Genomic DNA, 14814 nt, shown 5'->3' on the forward strand with positions numbered 1-14814 from the left:
GCCCCACCCCGCCGCCGTCAGCGTGACGAGCGTGTGGCGGCGCAGCGGCAGCTCAGCGTGCGGCACGCGCGAGTGCCTCGACGCGCTGGGCGACATCGGCCGCAACCGGCCGGCCGCGCGTGGCGCGCCGGTCGACGCGGTCGGCCGGTTTGCCGAGCCATTCACCGACCTGCGCATCGAGTGCGCGGGCGGGATCGAGCACGGCGTCGACGGCGCCCATCTTCACGAGGTTGTCGAGCCCCGGCGCGAACACCGGCGTCGAACGCGACATCTCCTTCAGCACGTCGATCGGCAGCTTGGTCACGCGCGACATCGACGGCAGGTCCATCACCTCCGGCTCGGCGCCCGGCACCGCAAGCAGCGTGCGCGTGGCGAGCGCGGTTGCGATGAACGCGCCAGCGGCCGTGTGGCCGTACAGCACGCCGACGGTCCGGTGCCCGGCGAGATCCGCATGCATCAGGCACTTCGCAAGATGCGACAGCCCTTCGTTCAGGCCGAGCAGTTCGTCGCGCTTGCTCATCCGCTGGCTGTCGCTGTCGACCAGCACGACGATCGGCGTGTCGCCGCCGCGCGCGATCGTATCGAGCACGCGCGCCGCGAGCGTCAGCGCCTCGTCGATGCCGAACGGCAAACGCTCGGCGACACCGATCACGTCGACGCGTGTGCCGGCCAGTTCCGCGTGGCCGGTCAGCAGGCCACCGTGACGGACGATCGAATGCCCTTGCGGGAACAGTGAATTCAGTACCTCATCGAGCGTCATGCGGGCTCTCCTGCAGTTGGTCCGCGAGCGCGGCGAAGGCATCGTCCGGCATCCCCGGAATCGCTTCGGGCGCCGATGCGCCCAGCGCACGCCACACGTCGAGCGCATCCTTGCACGCACCGAACCGCTCGACGCGCGCTTCGAGGCGCGCCTGTTCCGCGCGCAGCATCGCCGCATCGAACGTCGGCGCGCGGCCGATCAGCGCCAGCGCCGCCGCACGGAATGCATCGGGTGTGTCGGCCACGTAGCGATCCGCGCCGCCGATCAGCCGCCGGTGCTTGCCGCCCATCGTGCGCCAGATCAGCGCGCGATCCTTCGCATCGAATTCCTCGACGCCACGATTGGTCTCGATCACTTCGGGGCCCGACACGCTGATGCGGCCCTGCTCCGACACCGCGAGCGCCGAGCAGCACGCGGCGAGCAACCCGCCGCCGCCATAGCAGCCCGCGCGCCCGCCGATCAGCCCGATCACCGGTACGCCGGCCGCACGCGCTTCGACGAGCGCGCGCATGATCTCCGCGATCGCGAGTTCGCCGGCATTCGCCTCCTGCAGCCGCACGCCGCCCGTATCGAACAGGATCAGCACCGGCTTGCCGGTTTCGCGCGCCGCACGCAGCAGCCCCGTGAGCTTCGCGCCGTGCACTTCGCCGAATGCGCCGCCCATGAAGCGGCCTTCTTGCGCGGCGACGAACACCGGCTGGCCGTCGAGCCGGCCGTGGCCGACCACCATCCCGTCGTCGAACTGCTGCGGCAGGTCGAACAGCGGCAAGTGCGGGCTCGTCACGCGCTCGGCCGGGCCGAGGAATTCGCTGAAGCTGCCCGCGTCGAGCAGCCCGTCGATGCGCTGCCGCGCCGATGCTTCGTACCAGCTCGCGCCATTCGCGACGAACGCGGGCGTATCGCGCGTATCGTGGATCGCGTCGTTCATCATGCGTCCCCCTCGATTGCCCGCACCGCCTGCGCGAGCCGCAGCGACACCATGTCGGGCCGCGCGCCGCCGTCGTTGATCGACAGCTTCAGGCCGCCCGGCGTGCGCCGCTCGACGAAATCCGTGACGACGGCCTGCCACACCGCGCCGAAACCGACCGCCGCGGTGCGGATGTCGATCTCGCATTCGTTGCCCGGCAGCACGCGCTCGACGAGCACTTCGAGATTGCCGGATGCCACCACGCCGACGAGCGCCGCGGCCTGCTCGCCCTTCGCGCGCGCGCGCGCGGTGAAGCGGTAGTTCAACTGTTCCATGCCCTCTTCCTCACCAGTTGCGGAACCGGGCCGGCGGCGCATAGAGGCCGCCCGACCAGTGCACGAGATCCTTGATCGAACGCGCGGCGAGCCAGCGGCGATCGGCGTCGAGCGGATCGATGCCGAGATCCTCCGGACGACGGATCACGCCGCGTTCGCGCAGCCGCTCGACCATCGTCCGGTCGCGGCCGCGGCCGATCTCCGTATAGCCGGCGACGCCGCGGATCGCATGCTCGCGTTCGTCCTTGTCGCGGCACATCAGCAGGTTCGCGATCCCTTCCTCGGTGACGATGTGCGTGACGTCGTCGCCATAGACCATGATCGGCGCGAGGTCGAGCTGCAGCTTGTCGGCGAGCTTCAGCGCGTCGAGCTTCTCGACGAACATCGGCACGTTCTTGTCGCCGAACGTCTCGCCGATCTGCACGACGAGCTTGCGGCCGCGCCTGAGCGCCGCTGGCGTGTCGGGGTCGGCTTCCGCGCCGGCCTTCAGCCACGGCTCGCTCGGATGACGCCGGCCGCGCGCGTCGCTGCCCATGTTCGGTGCGCCGCCGAAACCGGCAATGCGCTCGGCCGTGACCGTCGACGAATGGCCGGACAGATCGATCTGCAGCGTCGAGCCGATGAACATGTCGCACGCATAGAGCCCGGCCGTCTGGCAGAACGCGCGGTTCGAGCGCAGCGACCCGTCAGGGCCCGTGAACCAGATGTCGGAGCGCGCGCGGATGTAGTCGTCCATCCCGACTTCCGAGCCGAAGCAATGGATCTGCTCGACCCAGCCCGACTCGATTGCGGGAATCAGCGTCGGATGCGGATTGAGCGCCCAGTGCGAGCAGATCTTGCCCTTCAGCCCGAGCTTCTCGCCGTAGGTCGGCAGCAGCAGCTCGATCGCGGCCGTGTTGAAGCCGATCCCGTGGTTCAGGCGCTTGATGCCGTACGGCTCGTAGATGCCCTTGATCGCAAGCATCGCGGTGAGGATCTGCGTTTCGGTGATCGCGGCCGGATCGCGCGTGAACAGCGGCTCGACGTAGAACGGCCGGCCGGCCTCGACGACGAAATGCACGCGGTCGCCCGGAATGTCGACGCGCGGCACCTTGTCGACGATGCGGTCGACCTGCGCGATCACGATGCCGTCCTTGAAGGCGGTGGCCTCGACGACGGTCGGCGTATCTTCGGTGTTCGGGCCGGTGTACAGGTTGCCGTCGCGATCGGCGCTGACCGCGGCGATCAGCGCGACGTGCGGCGTGAGGTCGATGAAGTAGCGTGCAAACAGCTCGAGATAGGTGTGTACCGCACCGAGCGCGATCTTGCCGCCGAACAGCAGCTTCGCGATGCGCTGCGACTGCGGGCCCGAATACGCGAAGTCGAGGCGCTTCGCGATGCCGCGCTCGAACACGTCGAGGTGCTCGGGCAACACGACGCCCGACTGCACCATGTGCAGGTCGTGCACCTTTGCACTGTCGACGTCGGCAAGCGCCGTCGCGAGCAGGTCGGCCTGCTTCTGGTTGTCGCCTTCGAGGCAGACGCGGTCGCCTGGCCGCAGCACCGCTTCGAGCAACGCCACGGTGTCGCGCGCATCGACCCGCTTGCCCTGCGCGAAACGCGCACCGGCCGCGAGGCGTGCATCGCGCGCCTGCCGCGCGTGATTCCATCCCGTCATGAACAGTTCTCCCGCTTCGATGGTTCAGCGGCATTCTAAGCCTGGCGCCGCCGCCGATTGATGATGTTGACGAATGCGACTCAGAGGACGCCGCGATGGATGCGACCCGCGCACGGGCCGCCCATCGTCCGGGCCTACCCGCCGACCAGCGCGCGCGTCGTGAAGAACAGCAGCGACGGGCCGAGCAGGCAGCCGACGCCCGTATGGAACGTCGCCACCAGCGCGCCGTACGGGACGAGCCGGCGGTCGGTCGCCGCGAGCCCCGCGCTCACGCCGCTGACGGTGCCGGCCAGGCCGCCGAAGATCATCGCGGAACGCGGCGTCTTCAGGCCCATGAAGTTGGCCGCGACCGGCGTGCCGACCATCACGATGATCGCCTTCACGAGCCCCGTCGCGATGCTGAGCGCGATCACGTCGGAGCTTGCGCCGATCGCCGCGCCCGTCACGGGCCCGACGATGTAGGTGACGGCGCCCGCGCCGATGGTCGTCATGCTGACCGCGTCGGTGTAGCCGAACGCGCGCGCGATGCACGCGCCGACGATGAACGGCAGCACGGTGCCGAGCAGCAGCGACACGACGCCGACGAGCCCGGCCTTGCGCGCCTCGGTCGGCTGCACTTCGAACGCGGTCGCGACGATCGCGAAATCGCGCAGCATCGCGCCGCCCATCAGGCCGACGCCCGCGAACAGCCGCACGTCGGCGAGCCCCTTCTCGCCGCCGGTGAAGGCGCCGCCGACGTAAGCCAGCGCAAGACCGATCACGATCGCGATCGCGGAGCCGTGCACGCGGCCGAACGTGAGCTTGCGCGACGCGATCGACGACAGCCACATGATCAGGCCGACCAGCGCGAACGACGCGACGAGCCCGTTGTGGGCGACGGTTTTTTCGAGCATCTGCAGCATGGCGGCCTCCGTCACTGTTCTTCGAATTGCGGCACGCCCGCGAAGGCCGTGTCGTCGCGCCCGGTGCGCACGAGTACCGCGATGCAGCATGCGCAGATCGCGACCGCGCCGACGGCGGCCAGCAACGCGACCGGGCCGCCCTTCAGCGCGGCGACGACGTTCTGGTTCGCGGCCATCGCGACGACCACGGGGATGTACATCGCCCCCCAGAAACCGACGCCGGCTTCGGTCTCCTTCGGCAGCCAGCCGCGGCGGTGCAGCCACAGGCGCAGGCAGATCAGCAGCAGCATCGCGATGCCGACGCCGCCGACGTTGGTCTTCACGCCGATCGCGCTGCCAAGCAGGTCGCCGAGGAACAGTCCGGCCAGGTGGCAGAACGCCAGCAGCGCGGTTCCGTAGATGATCATGAGTCGTCTCCAGTCTCTTCGTGACGGGCGCCGGACGCATGCAGGAACCGGCCCCGCACGCCGATCCCGTGCGCGGACTCGTCTCCTGCGGCGGTGCGCCGCGGCCCGGCGGCCCGTCTTGCGGGCGCGTTCTCGGGCGGTCGATGGGATGATGCGGTTTCGGGCCGGACGCCGGATGCCGTAGACTGAATGAGGCAGCCGCCGGCACGACGCGGGCTACGCGCCCGGTGTGCCCCGTTGGGGGCCGCACCGGCGCGTGATCCGATACTAGCGCCGCACAATCCGGCCATTTATGAAGTTGTCGAAACCGATTCAGTGGATTTAGCAATGCGTCCGTTACCGCCCGAGCTGCTGCGCAGCTTCGTCGCCGTCGCCCAGTCCGGCAGCTTCACCGCCGCGTCCGAGCGCGTGAACCTGTCGCAGTCGACCGTCAGCCAGCACATCCGCCGCCTCGAGGAGCTGCTCGATCGGCCGCTGTTCGAACGCGACACGCGCAACGTGCACCTGTCGCAGCACGGCGACGCGTTGTTCCGCTACGCGGTGCGCATCCTCGAACTGATGGACGAGGCCGTCACGTCGGTGTGCGGGCCACCGCTGTCGGGCAAGGTACGGCTCGCGATGTCGGAGGATTTCGCGTCGGCGCACCTGACGGCCGCGCTCGCAAGCTTCGTGCAGCGCAATCCGGACGTCGAGCTCGCGATCTCGACCGGGCTGTCGGGCAACCTGTTCGACGCGCTTGACGAAGGGCGGCACGATCTCGTGTTCGCGAAGCGCATCGCGGGCAGCCGGCGCGGCCGCGTGATCCGCAGCGAGCCGCTGTACTGGTGCACGGGCCCCGATTCGCGGATCACCGGCCACGAGACCGTCCTGCCGCTCGCGATGCATCCAGAGCCGAGCGTGTCGCGCCGCCGCGTGCTCGAATCGCTCGAGGCCGTCGGACGGCCGTACCGGATCGCGGTCGTGAGCAGCAGCGTCGCGGTGTTGCGTGCCGCGGCAAGTGCGGGGCTCGGCGTCAGCGCGTTCGCCGGCTACGTGATTCCCGCCGGGCTCGCGCGGCTCGACGCGGGGCTGCCCGAACTCGGCGAACTCGAATACGTGATCGACCGGCCGGCGGCCGCGTCGCGTTCGACGCTCGCACTCGAAGCCACACTGATCGCGGCGGCGTCGGAGTTGTAACCGCACCGGGCCCGACCCACGCAGAGGCGATCGCGCCCGGTGCCCGCGCCGGCAACTGACAGCTTTGCCCGGAACGCGTCATCGTCCGCGCAGCACCCGCTCGCGACAATGGGACCCATCGGAACGCACGGCCAGCCGCCGCGCGCATCCGGTGTCCCGTCCCCTTGATCGGAGCACGCCATGAATGTCTTGCGATTCGCCGTCGCGACCGCCACCGCCGCCCTGCTATCCCCCGCCTTCGCCCAGACGACCGACGCCGCGGCGCCCGCGCAGGGGCTGACCCGCGCGGACGTGATCGCGCAACTCAAGCAGGCCTATCTCGACGGCGAACTGCCGACGAACGACGGCAACTACCCGCCGAACGCCGCGACACGCGCGCGCAACCGCGAACTGGTGCAGGCCGCGAGCCCGGCCTGGCTCGCGCAGACGCCGCAGGCACCGCAAACCGCCGCGCAGCAGTAGCCGGCCTCGGCCCGTACGTGGCGCCGTAGCGCGATCACGGCAGGAAACTGCGGCGCCGCGCGTCGATCAGTTCGACGAGCAGGCGGTCGCGTTCGGCCGCTAGTTCCTGCATCGAGCGCTCGCCCTGGATCGCGCGCAATTCGTCGTTCAGCTTGCGATCGACGTCCGGATCGAATGAAGGCGTGCCGAGGTCGTCCCACCAGCTCGTGATCGGCCCCGACAGGTGTTCGAGAAAATGCGCGATCCCGCCCGCGCCGCCGCCGAGGTGATAGGTCAGGCACTGCCCCATCAGCCCCCAGCGCAGGCCGGGGCCCCAGGCGACGGCCTTGTCCGCGTCGGCAACGCTCACGACGCCTTCGCCGACGAGGTGATACACCTCGCGGAACAGCGCGGCCGCGAGCCGGTTCGCGACGTGGCCGGTCATCTCCTTGTTGAGAACGATCGTCTGCTTGCCGAGCGCATCGTAGAAATCCTTCACGCGCGCGATCACGTCCTGGCTGGTCGCATCGCCGCCGACCAGCTCGACGAGCGGAATCAGGTGCGGCGGATTGAACGGATGCGCGATCAGGCAACGCTCCGGATGCTTGTCGCATGCGGTCTGGATGTCCGACATTTTCAGGCCGGACGAACTCGACGCGATCGGCACGTGCGCGGGCAGCACATCGTCCATCTGCCGGTACAACTCGCGCTTCAGGTCGAGCCGTTCCGGGCCGTTCTCCTGCACGAAATCAACGCCGTCGAGCGCACGCACGAGATCGGCGTCGAACGACAGCCGCGCGGCAAGCTCGGCGGCCCGATCGCCGAGAAACGCGGCCAGCGCGTCGCGCAGCCGCGTGTCGGCTTGCGGCGCCGGATCGGTTGCGACGACGTCGAAACCCTGCGTCAGATAGAAGGCGGCCCAGCTCGCGCCGATCACGCCGGCGCCGACGATCGCGATGCGTCGAATGTCCATGTTTGTCCCGTGTCGTTGGTCTACAGATAGATCGCGGCGATTGTCGCATCGAATCGCACGGGCCTGCATTGATGCAGATTGCAGATTCCCTCTTGAAATGCGCTGCGGCAGTCACTAATTACACGTCGTCGGGCAGTGCACCATGCAACACACCGCCCCCGTTTCGACCCAGTGGAGTTCCCGCGTCGCGCCCGCCGCAGGCGTCGCGCCGTCACGTCTCCCGCGTTCCCTGTTCAGGAGGACCAACATGAGCGGTATCCATTTCGGCAGCGACCTGTTCGACGAATTCGCCCGCGTGCAGCGGCAAGTAGCGAACCTGCTCGGCGAACGTCCGTCCGGCATTCGCGCGGTGCGTCCCGGTGCGTTTCCCGCGCTCAACGTCGGCGCGACCAACGGCGCGATCGAAATCGTCGCGTTCGCGCCCGGCATGGCCTCGGCCGACTTCGACGTATCGATCGACAAGGACCTGCTGACGATCAGCGGCGAACGCAAGCCGGCGCCGCGCAGCGAAGGCGACGATTTGCGCACCTATGCGCAGGAGCGCTTTCACGGTGCGTTCCGCCGTGTCGTCGAGCTGCCACGGGATGCGGATCCCGACCAGGTCAGCGCCCGCTATGAAAACGGCTGTCTGCTGATTCGCGTCGGCCGGCGCGAGGCATCGAAGCCGCGTGCGATCACCGTTCAATAATATTAAGGATACCGACATGAATGCGAACCCGACCCTGGCCGAGCGTCAGACCAACACCGTTCACCCCGCTGCCGCCGAAGCGGCCCGCCGGCCCGCGATCACGCCGGCCGTCGACATCGTCGAGAATCATCTCGGCGTCACGCTGCGGGCCGACCTGCCCGGCGTGCCGCGCGAGAACCTCGACGTGAAGGTGCACGACAACACGCTGACGATCGAAGCCGACACGCACCTCGACACGCCGGCCGACCTGCGCGTGCGGCATGCCGAGATCCGCGCGACGCGCTACGCGCGCAGCTTCGTGCTGAGCCCCGACCTCGACACGTCGAGGATCGACGCGAACCTGCGCGACGGCGTGCTGACGCTGACGATTCCGCGCCGCGAGGAAACGCGTCCGCGCCGCATCGACGTGACGGCCGGCAACGCGTAAGCATCGGTGCGTGCCGTCATCCCGCACGCATGAAAAAGGCCCGCCGGGTACGCACCCGGCGGGCCTTTTTACAACGTGCCGCGCAATCAGTCGAAGTCGAACAGGTCGAACACCGATTTCTTGCGGCGCTGACCGTCGTGCTTGTAGCGATCGTCATGCGAGCGGCCATCGTGCCGGTCACGGTCGTCGTAAGCGCGAGCATCACGCCCCCACCCGCCGTCGTGGCTGCGCGGCGCTTGCGCATCGTGCCGCGCGGGGGTCTCGTCGCGACGCACCGGCGCGTCGCCGGTCTCGCGCGCGATCAGCTTGTCGAGTTCGCCGCGATCGAGCCACACGCCGCGGCAGGTCGGACAGTAGTCGATTTCAATCGACTGGCGCTCGGCCATCAGCAGGTCGGGCGTCTTGCAGACTGGGCATTTCATCGCGCTTCTCCTTTCCGTGCGAATTTCATCTGGATTCCGTATGAGGCACGCGAGGCCGGCCGCCGCGGCGGCCGACGTCACGCGCGGCGGCTCAGTGGCCTTCCGTCCGTGCCGCGCGCTTCGCCTTCGCGCGCCGCGCCAGCATGTTCATGCCCTCGACGAAAGCCGAGAACGCCATCGCCGCGTAGATGTAACCCTTCGGCACATGCGAACCGAAACCTTCGGCGATCAGCGTCATGCCGATCACGACCAGGAACGACAGCGCGAGCATCACGATGGTCGGGTTGCGGTCGATGAAGCGTGCGAGCGGCTGTGCTGCGAACAGCATCACGGCGACGGCGACGATCACCGCGACGAACATGATCGGCACGTGCTCGGTCATACCGATCGCGGTCACGATGCTGTCGATCGAGAACACGATGTCGAGCATCACGATCTGGCCGATCGCGGCCCACATCGTCAGGCCGACCGCGCCACTGGTACCGCCCGCGCCTTCACCGTCGTGCGACAAGTGGTGATGGATCTCGGTGGTCGCCTTCCAGACGAGGAACAGGCCGCCCGACAGCAGGATCAGGTCGCGCCACGAGAACGCATGGTCGAACAGCGTGAATACCGGTTCGGTGAGGCTCGCGATCCACGCGACGCTGCCGAGCAGCGCGAGGCGCATCACCAGCGCGAGCGCGATGCCGAGGCGCTGCGTACGGGCACGCTGCGCTTCGGGCAGCTTGTTGCTGAGGATCGAGATGAAGATCAGGTTGTCGATGCCGAGCACGACTTCCATCACGACGAGCGTCAGAAGCGCCGCCCAGACGGCGGGGTCAACGGCAAGCGTCAGCAGGTAGTCCATGAAATGGGCCGATATGAAAGTGGAAAGCCCGATGATAGGTCACCCCGGACTTCGGAAAAATCAGAGAGAATCTGACTTTTAGTTCGGTTTTTCCGAAATTACGATCCGATGCTCAATTTCCGACATCTGTACTATTTCTGGGTCGTCGTGAAGGAAGGCGGCTTCGCCCGCGCCGCCGCGCGCCTCGACATGGCCGTGCAGACGATCAGCGCGCAGGTGCGCGAGCTCGAGAAAGCGCTCGGGCACCAGTTGCTGCGCCCGGCCGGGCGCGGCGTCGCGATGACCGACGCCGGCCAGGCCGCGTTTGCGCGCGCGGAGGCGATCTTCGAGATGGGGCGACTGATTCCCGACGAAGTGCGCGCCGCAGCCAGCCAGCCGACCGTACGTCTCGCGGTCGGCCTCGCCGATGGCATCTCCAAGCTCGCCGCGCACGCGATCCTCGCACCCGTGCTGGATACACCCACGCTGCGGCTGCTGTGCCACGAAGGCGAGCACGACGCGCTGCTCGCGGAGCTGGCGCTGCATCATCTCGATCTGGTGCTGGCCGGCCAGGGTGCACCGTCGGGTTCGAACCTGCGCGTGACGAGCGAGCGGCTGGTCGCTTCACCGGTCGACTGGTATGGCCCCGCGGCGCTCGTCGCGCCGGCAGCGCGGCAGCATTTTCCGCAGTGCCTCGCCGACCTGCCCGTGCTGCTGCCGACCGCGCATTCGGCGCTGCGCGCGCGCCTCGATCGGTGGCTGGAAGGCGAACGGATCGTGCCGCGCGTGGCCGGGGAATTCGAGGACAGCGCGCTGATGGCCGTATTCGCAGCGCGCGGCCTCGGCGTGTTTCCGCTGAGCGAACTCGGCGCGAACGACGCGTCGCTGCTGCGCGGATTGCGGCGGCTCGGGCGCGCGGGCGACGTGACCGAGGAAATCCACGCGATCCGCTCGCGGCGCGGCGAACACCATCCGCTGACGTCGCAATTGCTGGCTGCGGCACGCGGCGCGCCGGCCGACTGAAGCGAGCGCGACATCAAACGAAACTATAATGGCGCCCCGGCCTTACGAGATTGCCGCGCGCTTCATCCAGGCACTGCCGTTGCGCGACCTCTCGCCAAGCCTTCTGAAAGACGCCATGCACAACCGATTTCGCCTGTTTTCCGTTTCGTGCGCGCTCGCGGCCGCGACCGTGCTGGCGGCGTGCTCGTCGCCGCCCAAGCCGATCTACCAGCAGGAACAGTTCGACGCGACCAGCAGCCCGTATGCGCATACGTTCCACTCGAAGTCCGACGCGGCCTGCGAGGCCGCGCGGCGCGCGCTGCTGAGCCAGGGCTATGTGGTGTCGTCGTCGCGCAACGATGCGGTCGACGGCAGCAAGAATTTCCAGCCGAACAACGACATGCACGTCGTGATCGAGTTTCACGTCGTGTGCGCGGACGCGAACGCGGACGGCTCGTCGAGCATCGCGTACGTGAACGCGGTGCAGGATCGCTACACGCTGAAGAAGTCGAATACGTCGGCCAGCGTCGGCCTCAGCGTGTTCGGCTCGCTGTCGCTGCCGATCGGGTCGAGCGACGACGCGCTCGTCAAGACCGCCAGCGAGACGATTCCCGCCGGCGTGTTCTATGAGCGCTTCTTCAATCTCGTCGAGCATTTCCTGAAGATCGACCCGGCCCGCCGCGACCGCGCGACCGTCAAGGCCGCCGAGAAGGAACCCGTCACGCCGCTGCCGGAACCCGCGCCGACGCCGCAGGGCGAACCGATGAAGATGACGACGCCGATCGTACCGACGCCGCCTGCGGCGCCGGTGCCGCTTTCGCTGCCGGTCGTCGCGCCCGAGTCGGGCGCGAACGCCGTGCCGGCCGCCGCGTCGGCCGTGGTCGCGCCGGCGGCGATGCGCGCCGCTGCACCGGTGGCAGCGTCGGGTTCGGGGTCGGTACCGGCTACGGGTGCGGCACCTGCTCCGGCCGCCTCGTCGACGCCCGCACCGGCTATCGCGCCTGCACCGGCGTCCGGATCGGCATCCGCCTCGGCGCCGGCTCCCGTGCCGGTTTCCGCGCCTGCGCCTGCTTCCAGTTCGGCATCGCAACCTGCCGCAGCGGCATCGGCGCACGCCGCTGCGACGCAGGCCCCGGCCACGCCTGCCCCCACGTCCGCCGCATCGGCGCCCGTATCGGCATCGGCACCGTCGAGCACATCGCTCGCCCCTGCCGCCGCCAATCCCGTCGCATCGTCCGCACCGTCCGGCGCGAGCGCACCAGCCGCAAACTGACCGGCCGCCCGTATCGTCGCGCGCGGCCACACCTGGCGCAGCGCGACGATACGCCCCCTTCCCCGTCTTTCCTCACAGGAATTTCCGCGCCGCGGGCAGCGTCAGCGCTTCGCAACGGGCATGCGCCGCCGATGTCCAGGTTCGCCGGGATCGGCAGCTATTCGGCGATTACCTGACAGGCCGGCTTGCGCCGACCGCTCCACCTGCCGCAACGTCGCGCGCTGCGTCTGCATCTGCGCAACGGTCGCCGTCACGCCGCCGCGAACGATCACCGTGATATCCGGCCGTCACCCGACAGGCCGGCTTACGCCGACCGCTCCACCTGCCGCAACGTCGCGCGCTGCGTCTGCATCTGTGCAACAGTCGCCGTCACGCCGCCGCGGACGATCACCGTGATTTCCGGCCGTCACCCGACAGGCAGGCTTGCACCTGCGGCTCCGCCTACCGCAACGTCGCGTGCAACGTCTGCAACTGCTCGACGGTCGCCGTCACACCGCCGCAGACGATCACGGCAATCTCCGTCGCCGACGCGAGCACGGGCACCGGCCGCTCGAGCGCGGCCAGCGCGGCACCGCACGCGGGCTCGACGACGATCCGGTGCTCGTCGAGGAAGCGCAGCGACGCGGCCACCGCGTCGGCATCGGACACGACGACCGGATGGATCTCGTGCCGCGCGGCCCATTCGACCGCCGCATCGCACGGCCGCTTCGCGCCGAGCGACGTCGCGATGCTCGCGATCGCCGGCAATTCGATCGGGTGCCCGTGCGCGAGCGAGCGCGCATAGCAGTCGGCGCCCTCCGTTTCGGCCGCGACCACCGGTACGTCATGCCAGCCGTTGCGCGCCAGCCCTTCGAGCACACCACACAGCAAACCTCCGCCACCGACCGCGAGCACGACCGCGTCGGGCTTCGGGCCAGCCGCCGCCATCTCGTCGATCATCGTCGCGTGGCCCTGCCACAGCACGCGGTCGTCGAACGGATGCACGAACGCGTCGTGCTCGCCGAGCGCCGACTGCGCGAACGCGTTCGCCTCGGCCCAGCTCGCACCGTGCACGACAAGCTCCGCGCCCTCCACACGGATCAGCTCGCGCGCACGGGCCGACGCGCTTTCCGGCACGACGACGAGCACCGGCACGCCGAGTTCGCGGCCGCAATACGCGACCGCGATGCCCGCGTTGCCGCCCGACGACGACACGAAGCGCCGCGCGCCGGCCGCATGCCGCGCTTCGCAGACAGCGCCGATGCCGCGCAGCTTGAACGAGCCCGACGGCTGCAGTGCATCGAGCTTCAGCCGGAGGGTCCTGCCGAGCCGGCGGGACGCGATCTGCGAGCGGATATAAGGGGTCGGGATATGAAGCGGCATGGGACGGGACCAATGAGAACGGAGGAAACGCGCGCGACTCGCAAGCGCGAGCGGCAATGACGGTCATCGTACGGCACGCTCCCCATGCTTTCCAATACCATCGAATGGCGTTTGCTATGCTTCACAGGTATATCGACGAACGAGAGCTGATACCGCATGCGCCAGATCGAATTGCGTCACCTGCGCTACTTCGTGGCCGTCGCACAAGCCGGCAGCGTGATGGCCGGCGCCCGCGCGGCCGGCATCGTCCAGCCCGCGCTGTCGCGACAGATCCGCGAACTCGAGGACGCGATCGGCACGCCGCTGCTGGTGCGCCGCGCAACGGGCGTCACGCTCACGGCGGCCGGCGCAAGCTTCCTGCAGGACGCGACCGGCCTGCTCGCGACGCTGCAGGACAGCCGTGAGCGCGCGTTGCGCTGCGCGGCGGGCCAACTGGGCGAACTGCGGCTCGGTGCGTTGCCGAACTGCCTGCCGTTGCCCGTCGTCGCGAACGTCCTCAAGGCGTTTCGCGACACGTGCCCGGACGTGAAGCTGTCGATCGCGCCGATGCTGTCGGCCGAACAGGCGAGCGCGCTGGTGCGCGGCCAGCTCGACGGCGGGATCATGGCGTGGCGTCGCGACGAGGCGCCGCACCTGTCGGGCGTGCGGCTGCTGAGCGACCGCTTCGTGCTCGCGATGCCCGCGCCGCCCGGCAGACGCTTCTCCGCGCCGCGCACGCTGGCCGACGTCGCGAACGAGCCATTCGTCTGGTTCGACGCGCAGCGCTCGGCCGCGCACCACCAGTTCCTGATGGCGCAGTGCCAGCAGGCCGGCTTCACGCCGCGTATCGCGCAGGTCGGCAGCGACATTCCGACGTTGATCGGCCTCGTCGCAGCCGGGATGGGCTGTGCGTTCGTGCCGGAAAGCGCGTCGCCGACCTGCCCGCACACGGTCCGGCTCGTCGCGCTCGACGAGCTCGCGAGCCGCTTCGACATCGAGTTCGTATTCGACGGCGCGGCCGTGCCCCCTTCGCCCGTCGTCGCGCGGTTTCTCGAGGCCGTGCGCGATGCGGTCGGCGAAGCGGGCTGACGGGACGCGGCTCGTCCGACACGTCCGGCACGCGATCGAGCGGCACGATTTGCTCCGTCGCTCGACGGCCGGACATCGCCCTCCGTCAAACCGTCGGTTTAGCTGCCGCGACGCGCTTAACACCGGCATCGCGCGCGAGAAAAATCTTTCATAAAACTGACGGACCGCACCGCAGCGCCGGCATTTTT

The 14814-nt window shown here is 69.0% G+C and carries 17 protein-coding genes; 7 read left to right on the forward strand and 10 right to left on the reverse strand.

Translation table 11 applies throughout. The annotated features are described in order from the left end of the window. Nucleotides 1–52 precede the first annotated feature (52 nt). The 6 genes from mdcE to madL form a co-directional block, all read right to left on the reverse strand. Nucleotides 53–760 (reverse strand): biotin-independent malonate decarboxylase subunit gamma, encoded by a 708-nt coding sequence (gene mdcE / locus BDO18943_RS24150; RefSeq protein ID WP_175024340.1) that lies wholly within the window; start codon nt 758–760, stop codon nt 53–55. Then, nucleotides 747–1691, reverse strand: coding sequence for a biotin-independent malonate decarboxylase subunit beta (locus tag BDO18943_RS24155; protein ID WP_175024341.1), 945 nt, complete (start codon nt 1689–1691; stop codon nt 747–749). Before BDO18943_RS24155 ends, mdcE begins: the two co-directional genes overlap by 14 nt. After that, nucleotides 1688–2002 carry a malonate decarboxylase acyl carrier protein gene (gene mdcC / locus BDO18943_RS24160; RefSeq protein ID WP_175024342.1) on the reverse strand — a complete coding sequence of 105 codons (315 nt, stop codon included), beginning with the start codon at nt 2000–2002 and terminating at the stop codon, nt 1688–1690. Before mdcC ends, BDO18943_RS24155 begins: the two co-directional genes overlap by 4 nt. A 10-nt stretch (nt 2003–2012) precedes the next feature. After that, nucleotides 2013–3659 (reverse strand): malonate decarboxylase subunit alpha, encoded by a 1647-nt coding sequence (gene mdcA / locus BDO18943_RS24165; RefSeq protein WP_175024343.1) that lies wholly within the window; start codon nt 3657–3659, stop codon nt 2013–2015. A 134-nt stretch (nt 3660–3793) separates the two neighbouring features. Then, nucleotides 3794–4561 (reverse strand): malonate transporter subunit MadM, encoded by a 768-nt coding sequence (gene madM / locus BDO18943_RS24170; RefSeq protein WP_175024344.1) that lies wholly within the window; start codon nt 4559–4561, stop codon nt 3794–3796. 11 nt (nt 4562–4572) lie between these two features. Further along, complete coding sequence (gene madL / locus BDO18943_RS24175; protein WP_034186756.1) at nt 4573–4968, reverse strand: malonate transporter subunit MadL; 396 nt, start codon at nt 4966–4968, stop codon at nt 4573–4575. A gap of 327 nt (nt 4969–5295) precedes the next feature. Here madL and BDO18943_RS24180 point away from each other — a divergent pair, with 327 nt between their 5' ends. Both BDO18943_RS24180 and BDO18943_RS24185 read left to right on the forward strand, forming a co-directional pair. Then, a complete protein-coding gene (locus BDO18943_RS24180; protein ID WP_175024345.1) occupies nt 5296–6144 on the forward strand; it encodes a LysR substrate-binding domain-containing protein in 849 nt (282 codons plus the stop codon). Between the two features lie 180 nt (nt 6145–6324). Further along, entirely contained in the window at nt 6325–6606 is a 282-nt protein-coding gene (locus BDO18943_RS24185) for a DUF4148 domain-containing protein (RefSeq protein ID WP_175024346.1), read from the forward strand. Between the two features lie 34 nt (nt 6607–6640). On the opposite strand, the gene BDO18943_RS24190 is transcribed toward BDO18943_RS24185, so the two are convergent. Continuing rightward, nucleotides 6641–7558 (reverse strand): 3-hydroxyacyl-CoA dehydrogenase NAD-binding domain-containing protein, encoded by a 918-nt coding sequence (locus BDO18943_RS24190; protein WP_175024347.1) that lies wholly within the window; start codon nt 7556–7558, stop codon nt 6641–6643. 247 nt (nt 7559–7805) lie between these two features. Between BDO18943_RS24190 and BDO18943_RS24195 the strand changes: the two genes are divergently transcribed. Together BDO18943_RS24195 and BDO18943_RS24200 are read left to right on the forward strand one after the other, a co-directional pair. Then, nucleotides 7806–8246 carry an Hsp20/alpha crystallin family protein gene (locus BDO18943_RS24195; RefSeq protein ID WP_175024348.1) on the forward strand — a complete coding sequence of 147 codons (441 nt, stop codon included), beginning with the start codon at nt 7806–7808 and terminating at the stop codon, nt 8244–8246. 16 nt (nt 8247–8262) lie between these two features. Next, on the forward strand, nt 8263–8673 hold the full coding sequence (locus tag BDO18943_RS24200; RefSeq protein ID WP_043182225.1) for an Hsp20/alpha crystallin family protein: 411 nt from the start codon (nt 8263–8265) through the stop codon (nt 8671–8673). 86 nt (nt 8674–8759) lie between these two features. On the opposite strand, the gene BDO18943_RS24205 is transcribed toward BDO18943_RS24200, so the two are convergent. Then, the gene (locus BDO18943_RS24205) at nt 8760–9095 is read right to left on the reverse strand and encodes a TFIIB-type zinc ribbon-containing protein (protein ID WP_175024349.1); all 336 of its coding nucleotides are present in this window, start codon (nt 9093–9095) and stop codon (nt 8760–8762) included. A gap of 91 nt (nt 9096–9186) precedes the next feature. Beyond that, nucleotides 9187–9942 carry a TerC family protein gene (locus BDO18943_RS24210; RefSeq protein ID WP_175024350.1) on the reverse strand — a complete coding sequence of 252 codons (756 nt, stop codon included), beginning with the start codon at nt 9940–9942 and terminating at the stop codon, nt 9187–9189. A gap of 108 nt (nt 9943–10050) precedes the next feature. Between BDO18943_RS24210 and BDO18943_RS24215 the strand changes: the two genes are divergently transcribed. Both BDO18943_RS24215 and BDO18943_RS24220 read left to right on the forward strand, forming a co-directional pair. Next, on the forward strand, nt 10051–10944 hold the full coding sequence (locus BDO18943_RS24215; RefSeq protein ID WP_175024351.1) for a LysR family transcriptional regulator: 894 nt from the start codon (nt 10051–10053) through the stop codon (nt 10942–10944). Nucleotides 10945–11059: 115 nt separating this feature from the next. Further along, the gene (locus BDO18943_RS24220; protein WP_175024352.1) at nt 11060–12196 is read left to right on the forward strand and encodes a DUF2242 domain-containing protein; all 1137 of its coding nucleotides are present in this window, start codon (nt 11060–11062) and stop codon (nt 12194–12196) included. 441 nt (nt 12197–12637) lie between these two features. On the opposite strand, the gene BDO18943_RS24225 is transcribed toward BDO18943_RS24220, so the two are convergent. Beyond that, nucleotides 12638–13558 carry a pyridoxal-phosphate dependent enzyme gene (locus BDO18943_RS24225; RefSeq protein WP_175024353.1) on the reverse strand — a complete coding sequence of 307 codons (921 nt, stop codon included), beginning with the start codon at nt 13556–13558 and terminating at the stop codon, nt 12638–12640. Between the two features lie 156 nt (nt 13559–13714). Between BDO18943_RS24225 and BDO18943_RS24230 the strand changes: the two genes are divergently transcribed. Continuing rightward, on the forward strand, nt 13715–14626 hold the full coding sequence (locus tag BDO18943_RS24230; RefSeq protein ID WP_175024354.1) for a LysR family transcriptional regulator: 912 nt from the start codon (nt 13715–13717) through the stop codon (nt 14624–14626). The last annotated feature ends 188 nt before the right edge of the window (nt 14627–14814 follow it).

It is taken from the genome of Burkholderia aenigmatica (assembly GCF_902499175.1).
GTDB lineage: Bacteria > Pseudomonadota > Gammaproteobacteria > Burkholderiales > Burkholderiaceae > Burkholderia > Burkholderia aenigmatica.